Source organism: Heliomicrobium undosum (genome assembly GCF_009877425.1).
Lineage (GTDB): Bacteria > Bacillota > Desulfitobacteriia > Heliobacteriales > Heliobacteriaceae > Heliomicrobium > Heliomicrobium undosum.
The window spans coordinates 45,759-57,012 of record NZ_WXEY01000022.1; the positions used below are offsets into that span (position 1 = coordinate 45,759).

14 protein-coding genes are annotated in these 11,254 nt (G+C 55.9%); 10 read left to right on the forward strand and 4 right to left on the reverse strand.

Going from position 1 to position 11,254, the window contains the following annotated elements; genetic code table 11:
• Positions 1-82: 82 nt before the first annotated feature.
• The 10 genes from GTO91_RS14770 (at position 83) to GTO91_RS14815 (ending at position 8,074) form a co-directional block, all read left to right on the forward strand.
• Positions 83-535 carry an RrF2 family transcriptional regulator gene (locus tag GTO91_RS14770; RefSeq protein ID WP_161259501.1) on the forward strand — a complete coding sequence of 151 codons (453 nt, stop codon included), beginning with the start codon at positions 83-85 and terminating at the stop codon, positions 533-535.
• 53 nt (positions 536-588) lie between these two features.
• Positions 589-1,755, forward strand: coding sequence for a cysteine desulfurase NifS (gene nifS, locus GTO91_RS14775; protein WP_161259502.1), 1,167 nt, complete (start codon positions 589-591; stop codon positions 1,753-1,755).
• Between the two features lie 2 nt (positions 1,756-1,757).
• The gene (nifU, locus tag GTO91_RS14780; RefSeq protein ID WP_161259503.1) at positions 1,758-2,135 is read left to right on the forward strand and encodes a Fe-S cluster assembly scaffold protein NifU; all 378 of its coding nucleotides are present in this window, start codon (positions 1,758-1,760) and stop codon (positions 2,133-2,135) included.
• A gap of 182 nt (positions 2,136-2,317) precedes the next feature.
• Positions 2,318-3,481: a tRNA 2-thiouridine(34) synthase MnmA gene (gene mnmA / locus GTO91_RS14785; protein WP_161259504.1), complete on the forward strand. Its 1,164-nt coding sequence runs from the start codon at positions 2,318-2,320 to the stop codon at positions 3,479-3,481.
• An 87-nt stretch (positions 3,482-3,568) separates the two neighbouring features.
• Positions 3,569-4,111: a PRC-barrel domain-containing protein gene (locus GTO91_RS18715; RefSeq protein ID WP_161259505.1), complete on the forward strand. Its 543-nt coding sequence runs from the start codon at positions 3,569-3,571 to the stop codon at positions 4,109-4,111.
• 17 nt (positions 4,112-4,128) lie between these two features.
• A complete protein-coding gene (locus GTO91_RS14795) occupies positions 4,129-4,320 on the forward strand; it encodes a hypothetical protein (RefSeq protein ID WP_161259506.1) in 192 nt (63 codons plus the stop codon).
• A gap of 75 nt (positions 4,321-4,395) precedes the next feature.
• The gene (locus GTO91_RS14800; protein ID WP_161259507.1) at positions 4,396-5,418 is read left to right on the forward strand and encodes an AI-2E family transporter; all 1,023 of its coding nucleotides are present in this window, start codon (positions 4,396-4,398) and stop codon (positions 5,416-5,418) included.
• Positions 5,419-5,698: 280 nt separating this feature from the next.
• Positions 5,699-5,896, forward strand: a complete 198-nt coding sequence (locus GTO91_RS14805; RefSeq protein WP_161259508.1) for a helix-turn-helix transcriptional regulator — start codon at positions 5,699-5,701, stop codon at positions 5,894-5,896.
• An 88-nt stretch (positions 5,897-5,984) separates the two neighbouring features.
• Positions 5,985-6,812, forward strand: coding sequence for a sirohydrochlorin cobaltochelatase (locus GTO91_RS14810; RefSeq protein WP_161259509.1), 828 nt, complete (start codon positions 5,985-5,987; stop codon positions 6,810-6,812).
• A gap of 206 nt (positions 6,813-7,018) precedes the next feature.
• Entirely contained in the window at positions 7,019-8,074 is a 1,056-nt protein-coding gene (locus GTO91_RS14815) for a Fic family protein (RefSeq protein WP_235919623.1), read from the forward strand.
• A 311-nt stretch (positions 8,075-8,385) separates the two neighbouring features.
• Here the strand turns inward: GTO91_RS14815 and GTO91_RS14820 are convergent, their stop codons facing one another.
• The 4 genes from GTO91_RS14820 to GTO91_RS18490 all read right to left on the reverse strand — a co-directional run bounded on the left by GTO91_RS14820 (position 8,386) and on the right by GTO91_RS18490 (position 10,719).
• Positions 8,386-8,937, reverse strand: a complete 552-nt coding sequence (locus tag GTO91_RS14820) for a hypothetical protein (RefSeq protein ID WP_161259511.1) — start codon at positions 8,935-8,937, stop codon at positions 8,386-8,388.
• A gap of 296 nt (positions 8,938-9,233) precedes the next feature.
• Positions 9,234-9,755 (reverse strand): staygreen family protein, encoded by a 522-nt coding sequence (locus GTO91_RS14825; RefSeq protein ID WP_161259512.1) that lies wholly within the window; start codon positions 9,753-9,755, stop codon positions 9,234-9,236.
• 33 nt (positions 9,756-9,788) lie between these two features.
• Positions 9,789-10,631 carry a carboxymuconolactone decarboxylase family protein gene (locus GTO91_RS14830; RefSeq protein WP_161259513.1) on the reverse strand — a complete coding sequence of 281 codons (843 nt, stop codon included), beginning with the start codon at positions 10,629-10,631 and terminating at the stop codon, positions 9,789-9,791.
• The gene (locus tag GTO91_RS18490) at positions 10,597-10,719 is read right to left on the reverse strand and encodes a hypothetical protein (protein ID WP_268894889.1); all 123 of its coding nucleotides are present in this window, start codon (positions 10,717-10,719) and stop codon (positions 10,597-10,599) included. Before GTO91_RS18490 ends, GTO91_RS14830 begins: the two co-directional genes overlap by 35 nt.
• Positions 10,720-11,254 lie beyond the last annotated feature (535 nt).

An 11,254-nucleotide genomic window follows, 5' to 3' on the forward strand; every position in this document is an offset into this window, starting at 1 on the left:
TATTAAATTAGTAGGGTATGTACGGGGCCTGTCCCCGATAGCGTTACAGTGTAAGACAGCGTTATGACCGAGAGGTGGTGCCATGAAACTCTCGACTAAGGGACAATACGGAGTGCGGGCGATGTTCGAACTGGCCATGCAGTACGGTCAGGGGCCCGTCTCCTTGAAGCTCGTCGCCGAGCGCCAGGACATATCGGAGCATTACCTCGAACAGATCATCGCCGGATTGCGCAAAGCCGGCCTCGTCAACAGCATCCGGGGCGCCCAGGGGGGCTATGTCCTCGCCAGGGAGCCCGCCGAGATCACCGTCGGCGACATCATCCGCGTCCTCGAAGGACCGGTGGCCCCCGTCGACTGTGTCAACGACGACATCCCCGAGCGCTGCACCCGCGCCAGCCAGTGCATCTCCAAGCGGGTCTGGGCAAAGGTGCGCGACTCGATCGAACAGGTCATCGATTCCATCACACTGGCGGACATGTGCAAAGACGCCGAAAAGATGAAGTATGACGAGGGCGCCTTCATGTACCACATCTAGCGAAACAGACAGTCTTTCGCTGCGCCCATTTGAAAATCGGAGGAGAGAGAGCCATGCGACGTGTATACCTCGATCACAGCGCGACCACGCCCGTCCATCCCGGAGTCATCGAAGCCATGGTCGACTGTATGCAGAACCACTTCGGCAACCCGTCGAGCGTCCATTCCTTCGGCCGGGAAGCGAAAAAGCTCCTGGAAGAGGCGCGGGCGAATGTGGCCCACCTGATCGGCGCCCGTCCCGAAGAGATCATCTTCACCAGCGGCGGCACCGAGGCCGACAACCTGACCATCTTCGGCGTCGCCCGGGCGATGCGTAAAAAGGGCAACCACGTCATCACCTCGGCGACGGAGCACCACGCCGTGCTCGACGCCTGCCAGGCGCTGACCAAAGAAGGCTTTGAAGTCACCGTGCTGCCTGTCGACGAAACCGGCATGGTCCGCGTCGAGGACGTGAAAGCGGCCCTCAAGCCGGAGACTGTCCTGGTCACGATCATGCACGCCAACAACGAGGTCGGCACGATCAACCCGATCAAAGAGATCACCCAACTCGTCAAGGCCCATGGCGCCATCATGCACACCGACGCCGTCCAGACCGTCGGCAAAATCCCCGTTGACGTGAACGACCTCGGCGTGGACCTCATGTCCCTCTCCTCCCACAAAATCTACGGCCCCAAAGGGGTCGGCGCCCTTTATATCCGCAAGGGGACCAAGCTATTCCCCCTCTCCCACGGCGGCGGCCAGGAGCGCAAGCGCCGCCCCGGCACGGAAAACCTGCCCGGCATCGTCGGCTTCGGCAAAGCGGCCGAGATCATGGCCCGCGAACTGCCCGAAGAGATGGGCCGCATGGGCCGGCTGCGCCAGCGCCTGATCGAGGGTCTGCTGGCCATCCCTGAGGTGCAACTGAACGGCCACCCCACCGAGCGCATCCCCATCAACGTGAACGTGTCGATCAAATACATCGAAGGCGAATCGCTGCTGTTGATGCTGGACATGAAAGGCATCGCCGCCTCCTCCGGCTCTGCCTGCACCTCCGGCTCCCTGGATCCGTCCCACGTCCTGCTTGCCATGGGCATCTGCCATGAGGTGGCCCACGGCTCGCTGCGGTTGACGCTGGGCCGGGACAACACTGAGGAAGATATTGAATATGTGCTGGACGTGCTGCCGCAGATCGTCGAACGGTTGCGGGCCATGTCCCCGCTCTATGCCAACAAGGAGGGCTGAGCATGTATACCGATAAAGTGATGGACCACTTCATGAACCCCCGCAACGTCGGCGAGATCGACAACGCCAGCGGCGTCGGCGAAGTCGGCAACGCCTCTTGCGGCGACATCATGCGTATTTACCTCGACGTCGAGGACAACATTATCAAAGACGTCAAGTTCAAAACCTTCGGCTGTGGCGCCGCCATCGCCACCAGCTCCATGGCGACGGAACTAATCAAGGGCAAGACCATCGACGAGGCGCTGGAACTGACGAACAAAGCCGTCGCCGACGCCCTCGGCGGCCTGCCGCCCCAAAAGATGCACTGCAGCAACCTGGCTGCCGACGCGCTCCACAAGGCCATCGCCGATTACAAGGCGAAGCAGGACGCGAAGAAGTAGCAACATGCTCCTTGCGCAGCGGCGCTTCTGAGAGCGAATGCGGCTGGATGTAACCGAGTGCGCCTTGACTAAATAGCACCGAATTCAGAAAAAATACATCCCGGATGGGCGTTGCCTGTCCGGGATGTCGCTGTACTGCCCGTAACTGCTGAAGAGAAGATAATTGAAAGAACGGGATTCAAGTGAAAGAGACCGTAGTAGTGGCAATGAGCGGCGGCGTCGATTCTTCTGTGACGGCCGCTCTTTTGTTGGAACAAGGTTATGACGTCATCGGCGTGACCTTGCAGATCTGGCCGAAAGACGCGCCGGAAGGCGCCGAAGGGGGCTGTTGCTCCTTATCGGCCGTCGAGGACGCCAAGCGGGTCGCCTTCAAACTGGGCATCCCCCACTATGTGATGAACTTCCGCGACTACTTCGAAGCGGAGGTCATCGACTACTTCGGCCGCGAGTACCTGGCCGGTCAGACGCCCAACCCCTGCATCCGCTGCAACCGGGTGATCAAATTCGAGGGCCTCCTACAAAAATCGCTTGCCCTCGGCGCTGCCAAAGTGGCCACGGGCCATTACGCCCGCATCGAACAGGACAGCGCCACAGGCCGCTACCGCCTGGGCCGGGGCATTGACGCGAACAAAGACCAGTCCTACGCCCTCTTTAACATGACCCAGGAGCAACTCTCCCGAACGCTCTTCCCGCTGGGCGGCTTCACCAAGCCGGAGATCCGAGAAAAGGCGGCCCAACTGGGCCTGGCCGTCGCCTCCAAACCGGACAGCCAGGAGATCTGCTTCATCCCCGACAACGACTACCGGCGCTTTTTAGAGGAACGCTACCCCGGCCATCGCTTCCAGCCCGGCCCCTTCGTCGACCAGGAGGGCAACGTCATCGGCGCCCACCGGGGGCTGCCCTTTTACACGGTGGGCCAGCGCAAGGGCCTGGGCGTCGCCTTTGGCTACCCGGCCTACGTGATCGCCCTCGATGTGGAACACAACGCCGTCGTCATCGGCCCTGATGAGGCGGTGAGAGGCCGGCGGCTCCTGGCCGACGACCTCAACTGGATCGACATCACAGGCCTGAAAGAGCCGATGGAAGTGGAGGCCAAGATCCGCTACAGCGCCCCGCCGGCGAAAGCGGTCATCTCCCCCGCAGAGGATGGAGCCTCGACCGCCGTCGTCATCGAATTCGCCGCGCCCCAGCGGGCGATCACGCCGGGACAGGCCGTCGTCTTTTACCGGGGCGACTGGGTCGTCGGCGGTGGCACCATCGTCCGCAACCTGGATGTGAAACTGCCGGAGATCCGCTATCCCGAGCCAAAGCCGGTGAAACGCGCGAAGGCGAAAGGGCGAGTATAAAAGGCATCCGCTACCGTCAACAATAGATCATGGAAAAGTTCCCAAAACCGGCGCCAACGCGAACAATGAGGGGAGACCGCCACAGGAGTGCTAAAAGGAAGAGATGTCATCCACCTGCCTGTGGTTCACCCTGCGACGGGCAAAACCATCGGACGGGTCACCGATCTAATGGTCGACACCAAGGAAGGCCGGGTGACGGGGCTGTTGCTGGCAGCAGAAGGGGAGAGCGCCAACCGGCGCATCGACTGGACACAGGCCGTCTACGACCGGGACGTGATCCGGACCGAAGCGGAGCCGGCGCCTCATGAGCAGCAAGCGTCGGACGATCCGGCGCAAGAGCCGGCAGCCTCCGGTGAACCCTCGCCGGCGGCTCCGATCCTTCTCTGCCTGTCCCGTTGTGAAGGCCATCCCGTGCGGACACAGGCCGGCCGTCCCTTGGGGCAGGTGGGCGACATCCTCTTTGAGCCCGCCCAGGGCCAACTCACGGCGGTAGAGGTTTCCGACGGTCTGATGCAGGACCTGCTTACGGGGCGGCTCCAGCTTCCCTGGCCGGACGTGACAGAATGGCGGACCGACACGGTCATCGTGGCGGATCACTGGCAGGACGCGTGGCAGCGGGAGCGGGAATAGCAAACGGAGGGATTTCCATGAGCTGCCCTGTCTGCGGCGGGAAGCAGGTTGGCAAGGTCGGCGTGAACCAGTTCTACTGCTGGAATTGCTTTATCGAGTTTAACGAGCGGAACGAGATTTTCGAAGTGGCTGAAGACGGCAGCCTGATGGCCCTCGAACCGGATCCGCCGCTGATGGAACTCGAGGGGGCGAACGCTGCGCCGATATAAGAAGCAGAAAAAGCCCGCGTCATAGGCGGGCTTTTTGGATTCTCCGGCGAAAAACACGTGGAGGTGGAGGCGGCGTTGCCGAAAGGCCGTTGGCGCATCCTGCTTGTGGCCGGATTCTGGGCGATAGTGCTGCTGCTGGCGTACCTGTTGCGGCAGACCTTGGTTCCCTTTGCGGTGGCTTTCGTGCTGGCGTACCTGCTCTATCCCGGCGTGATCTGGCTGGAAAAGCGGGGGCTTGGGCGCACATTGAGCATCCTCGCCGTCTTCGCCGTCGTCTTCGGCGGCTTTGCCAGCCTGATCGCCTTCGGCATGCCGCGCATCTTCGGCGAATTGAACCGTTTCAGCGTCCAACTGCCTCAGTACAGCCAAGAACTGCAGGCATGGCTCACCCGCATCCAGCAGGATATGATCCAGGCCGGCTTCCCGCCAGGCATCCAGCAGGTCTGGAGCGACACCCTCGCCCGGGGGGAAGCGACGATTCTGGCGACGGTGCGCTGGGTCTTGGAAAGCGCCGTCAGCCTCGCCGAAAACGCCCTCGACATCGTCCTGATCCCGGTGATGAGCTTTTACTTCCTTCGCGACTGGGAAGCTATCGGCAAGGGGAGCCTGAACCTCGTCCCTCAAAACCTGCGCGCCCATGTGCAAATCGTCGGCGGGGAAGTGAACCGGATATTGCGGGCCGTCGTCCGCTGCAACTTCCTCATGGCCCTCGTCGTCGGCGTGCTGACCACCGTTGGCCTCACCCTGATTGGCCTCGAATACAGCCTGCTCATCGGCATCATCGCCGGCATCGCCGACCTGATCCCCTACTTCGGTCCCCTCATCGGCATGGTCCCCGCCGTCATCGTCGGCCTCCTCGAATCGCCGCGGCTCGCCCTCTATGCCGTCCTGATCATGGTCGTCGTCCAGCAGATCGAAGCAAACCTGCTCTCGCCGAAGCTCTTGGGCGACTCAGTGGGACTCCATCCGCTGGCCGTCATCTTCGCCCTCCTCGCCGGCGGACACCTCTTTGGCATCGTCGGCCTGCTCCTGGCCGTGCCGGTGGCGGCGGTGGGAAAGGTGGTGGGGAGGTATGTGCTGTTGAAGGTGCTGGTGTGAAAGGATCACCAAGCTAGTTTCCGGACAACTGAATCGAATATTATTTAGCGCTGCGACCATACTATCCTCGCTGCAAAAGAACAGCCGCGTTCTGCAAAACCGCTGAAGTCGCATCAATGTTTTCGGCGGTTTTTTATTGCCCGCTCATCGGTGAAAGCCAACCGTAGAAGCACCAAGGCGGCATTGAAATGTAAAACATAATTGACAGTTTGCCCGGAGCTATGCTATCTTTGAAAAAGTAAAACATGTTTTACATTCAGCTCGACAGACGGGTGGGGTTATGCAAAATCGAATCCGGGAACTGCGAAAGTTAAAAAAGATGTCTCAAGAAGACCTGGCGATCGCCTGTAACGTATCGCGTCAGACCATCAATGCCATCGAGAACAACAAGTATGACCCCAGTCTCGTCTTGGCCTTTCAACTAGCCCGTGAGCTAGAGGTCTCGATCGAAGAGTTATTCTGTTACTCACCGAAGTAAGCGGGGGAGGTCTTCATCACATGAAAAGCAAGCCGGCATACACGCTCGATTGCCGTCGATAGAGTTTTTGATAGGAGTGTCTTCTCATATGGCAAATGAAAAATTGAAAGCCGATAAGCCAGCCATTCTCCTCGTCGCCTTCGGCACGAGTGTGCCTGAAGGGCGGGTAGCCCTGGATAATATTGAGGCCAAGGTCAAAGCGGCCTTCCCCGGCGTGGAGGTGCGCTGGTCCTATACCTCCTCCATGATCCGCAAAAAAATCGCTAGGGAACAAAAGATTGTCATCGACAGCCCGCTGACGGCGCTGGCGAAACTGAGAGATGACGGCTACAACCAGGTGGTCGTTCACTCCCTACATATCTTCCCCGGCCGGGAGTACTGTGATCTTGAGGATATCGTCAGAAGCCTTCAAGTGATGAAGACCAGTGACGGCCCTGTCTTTGACAGACTGGTCCTCACCGACTCGCTCCTTCATGGATTTAGCGACTACCAGCAAGCCTGCGAAGCCATCGCCAGCCTCATCCCGGAAAACAGCGATGAGGAAGCGCTGCTGCTCATGGGCCATGGGACCGACCACCGGGCCTTGAGCGCCTTTGGCTGCTTCAATGATCTCCTGCGCCACCAGTACCGGGGCAAGAACGTGATGCTCGCCACCGTCGAGGGCTATCCCGAACTGCAACATGCCCTGCGTGACCTGGTCGCCAGCGGCGTGAAGAAGGTCAAACTCGCGCCGTTTCTGGTCGTGGCCGGCGGCCATGCCCAAAAGGACATGGCCGGAGATGAGCCGCATTCATGGAAAAGCCAGTTGGAAGCCAAGGGGTATGAGGTCAGCGTCCACATGCAAGGGTTGGGTGAGAACGATGCCATCGTCAACATGATGGTGGACCATCTCAAAAAGGCACGGAATCAAGGATAATTCGGTAAACCTTCATCAACGGTGAACACGCCCAAAGCGCAACGATTGCGTTTTGGGCGTGTTTTTTGCTTCGGTGATGGGGGGGCAGCCCGACCCATATGCGTCACTCAGTAAATGTTGGTTCTTTTGATAGAAATAAAAATAGGATATAATTATATATATCTTTAAGGTTTTAAATACATAGTTTTAAGGGGATATCCATTATGATGTCTTTTCGAAATGAAAAGCTGGAGAAAGCGTCTTGGCCCAATTCCATCATATCGTTGCTGACTCGGATTGCCGAGTATAAAGGGAAGCAGGCGCTGTTTGAGCGGCAAATCCCGGAGATTTTAAAGGCGATGAAAGAAACGGCAGTGATCCAGAGCACGGAAGCATCTAACCGGATTGAAGGCATCCATGTATCGACTCGCCGGATTACCGCGCTGGTCCAGGAGAAGTCGGAACCGAAAAACCGGTCAGAAGCAGAGGTGGCCGGTTATCGTGACGTGCTGAAACTGATCCATGAATCGGCCCAATATATCCCGGTGAATGAAAACGTGATTCTCCAGTTCCACAGGGATCTCTTGAACTACGCCACTGGCGCGGGTGGTTCATGGAAAGCTTCAGAAAATTATATCCGAGAGACGCTTCCGTCAGGAGAAACACGAGTTCGGTTCCAAACTGTCCCGGCAGTGATGACCCCGGATGCGATGAAGGAATTGACGGAGCGGTATGAACACGTAAAAAATCAGGGTACAGTCAATGAATTGCTGATCATGGCCGCCTACATCCTCGATTTTTTGTGCATCCATCCCTTTCCCGACGGGAGCGGGAGAATGGCCCGCCTGCTGACCCTGCTGCTCTTGTACCGGAGCGGTTATGAGGTCGGCCGCTACATCAGTCTGGAAAAGGTGATCGAGGAAGATAAAGAGCATTATTACGACGCATTGCATCGCTCGTCCCTTGGCTGGCACGAGGGAAAACATGTGCTGTTGCCATGGACGGAATTTTTCCTGACCATGCTGCTGAAAGCGTACCAGCGTTTCGAAGACCGGGTTGGCGTCGTTTCGGAAGCCAACCGCAAACGGGGCTGGAAGGAAGAAAAGGTCCAGGAAGTCGTCTTGTCCATGCTGGCTGACTTCAGTTTTTCCGATATTCAGGAACGCTGTCCGGGAATTAGCCGGCCGACGATACAGAAGGTGCTCAACCGATTGGCCCGGCAGGATATGATCGTCTGCATCGAGTATGGGAGGAATGCGCGGTGGAGGAAGATCATCCTGTAAACCTTTTTGCATTCATGTGGCAGGCATGTGCCTGGCCCTACTGAATGAATAGACGTTTATGATTCTACATTTCTTCGATCTTACTCGCGAATAGTAGAGATTGATGCTTCAACGGGAACCGTTCTTGGAATAGAAAAGGCTCCCTCTAGCGACTTTTAGCGAATAAGCCATTTTAAAGATCGACAGTGCTCACTCCGTCGAGCCGGAGCAGTCTGCTCGTGTCCTGCGTCGTAGCCCCAATAAGGCTGTAGGGGCTTCTGTCACCGGAAACAGAGATGGGGGAGCGGGGGGTATGATGATCGTCCGTAAATCTAACTGCCTACGCCTAAAGTGCTGATACATTCTCCTGTCATGGCGTCGATATATAAAAATCTCCTGTTGATTTTTCTCCTTCCGGCGAAAGCGGGTCCTTCTGGCGTTGTGGGTTCATTTATTTCATTGGCTTCATTCAGCCCTTGAAGGGTGACAAGCCAAACGGGTGTCTTATACAGGTAATCGGTTTCAGTGAGTTTTGGATTCTTCGCGGCGGCTATTTTTGAAATATTATTGGGAAACACACCGGTGTCGGTAACGAGGGTGTACTGGATATGGATGGACTTGGCGCTGGCAAAGGCATTTCCGGAATACGCTTTTGCTGCCTCTATCGCTTTTTCTCTGCTGATTTTCGGAGCATCGTCAGGCTCATCCAGTGTGATACCGAGATTGCCGATGCTCCTGAAATCATTCGTATCATATAAAGGTGATTCAGCAATTTTCGCTTCGATGTGTTTCTGGTCGAGATAAAACCATAACCCGAAAATGGATACTGTTACAACGAACATGAAAGCAAATATTAATCGTGGATTTCGATAAAGCCCGAACATAAAAGCGCCTCCAATCAGCCGGACAGCAGGGATAAATCGGGATTTTGTGGAACCAAAGGGGTTGTGAACTCAAAAAACACAACAGTTTCTAGATAGTATAGCACTTGCGTGGCTGTTTTCGTGGGATTACATGGGAGATGCGTTTTTCCAGAAACATGAGCGTAGCCGTTTTGGGAAGGTATCGATAAAAAGAGAAAAGACCAACGCTTTTACGACGTTGGTCTATCGTCAGTTACCGATCCGAGAGGCAGCAGGGAATGACAGTGGGAGCGATGTCATGATTCCGTAATGGGAGCCTAGCCCAGGGAAGGGCGACTCTCCGGACGATCCGCAGGTCGAGCGGTTGGAAAGGCCTGTTTGCTTGAGGAGCGCCGCAACATATAATCGCTGGGAGTCCCCCAGTTCTCAAACCGATGATAGTTGGGGTTTTTCGAGTCAAAATAAATCAGGATGGGTGCATGATCCAATTCGGGGTGCGCCATAAAAAATTGAGAGTCTCCGTATCGAATCGCCGCTAACGCCAGCGGCAATTCACGCCGGAAGATGCGATTGCGTCGATCTGATACGGGCGCAAACTGACCATTCACGTAAACATAGACATACAAAACGATAGCGCTGTCATACCATCGCCATTCAGCCAGGACTTCATCGCGCAGGTTGTTGATTTTCTCATAGGCGTAGGCGCGACCGATCGTGAGAAAAAGCTCTCCTGTGATATCGGAGTGTGTTAACGTATATTTTCGTCCGATGACAGGTTCCGCCGGGGTCACGCGATCTCTGTAATCGACAACCAGCTTTTCAGGATTTAGCTGTTTCATATACTCCACCTCGGAGCAGTATATGAGAGCCTTTTAGCGTTCGCGATTTCTCTCCTGCAAGACTTCCTTCAACACATTGGTCCCGTTGATCGCCGCAGGAAACCCCGCATAGACCGTCATCAACAACATGATCTCGATGATCTGCGCCGCTTCCAGGCCCACATTCAACCCCGCGTGGATATGAAACTTGAGTTGAGGCTGCGCATTGCCCAGTGCCGTCAACGCCGCGATCGTGGCGACTTGGCGGTATTTTTTATCGAGGTTGTCCCTGGCGTACACATCGGCATAGTTGCTCAGGATGAGCTTGACCAGGTGCGGGGAAAAGTCGGCATAGGCCTGTTCCAGCCGCGCCACCTGCTGATCGTCCAACAGCGAAAGCGCCTGGGCGCCCCGCGCATAGCGGTCTGCGTCCGAGCCCGCCGAATGGTCCGGGGTCGCGGCGTTACCGGGGCCTGCCGCATTCGTCGGGGCATCACCGACCGGATCGGCGATCCCTCGCGCGCTGCGTTCCTGGAGGACATCCCGCAAGGCGTTCATGGCATTGATGCAGGTGGGAAATCCGGAATAGGCCGACATCTGCAGGATGATCTCTTTCACTTCGTTGATGGTGCAGCCGACGTTCAAGGCGCCGTTAAGATGGACCTTCAATTGGGGCTGCGCGTTGCCCATCGCCGTCAACGCCGCGACGACTGCGATTTCCTTCGATTTCAGATCCAAGCCGTCTCGGCAATAGATGTCGCCGAAGGCGTACTCCACGATGTAGCGCACCAGATCGGGCGAGATCTCATTGAGGCTGTTCTTCACCGTTTCTCCGGCGTGTCCATCCACTTCGAGCAGTTTTTTATAACCTCGTTCCCAGCGGCTTTCCGCGTTCATTCAGCGTTTCCTCCATTTCGTTGTAGATCTCGATTTTGCCGGCCACGTACTCCCGGACTTCCAGCAGTTTGGCGATCTTGTCGTCCATCTATAGGATTGTAGTAAGAATTTTTCTCCTTCATCACGCTGAGGTAAACCTATGTGATCCTCGGTCGAGAATGAAATGAATTCCCCATTACTTCTCCTGCACGACGAATAAGAGATTGGTCACCGTGTGGCAAAAGAATATAGAAAAAATTGCAAAGCATTCTTTTGTCACGTTGACACCATAAGGGGCTAGTAAAATTATACCGAATGGACGGTTTTATAAGGATTTTATTACCCGTATGGATGAAAGAGATCTTCAGTCCTTTAACAGGCCGGGGTAACCTACGAAGCAACATAGCTATAAGCTACGTCTTGGCGTAAACGGATAAAGTCAAACGGATGGTGCTCAGTGTCAGAAAACTGCTGGTGAAATGCATTTGTTTTACGCTGGTGAAAGGATTGAAACCTTTTTGCGGTAAAGCAAATAAATAGTTAATCATGAATCCTAACCATTATAGGCTTTTATATTATTCATTTTCCAACCGAAACAGGACAACGCTTGGTTTGTGATAAGTTAAAATTATTTTGTTTTATAA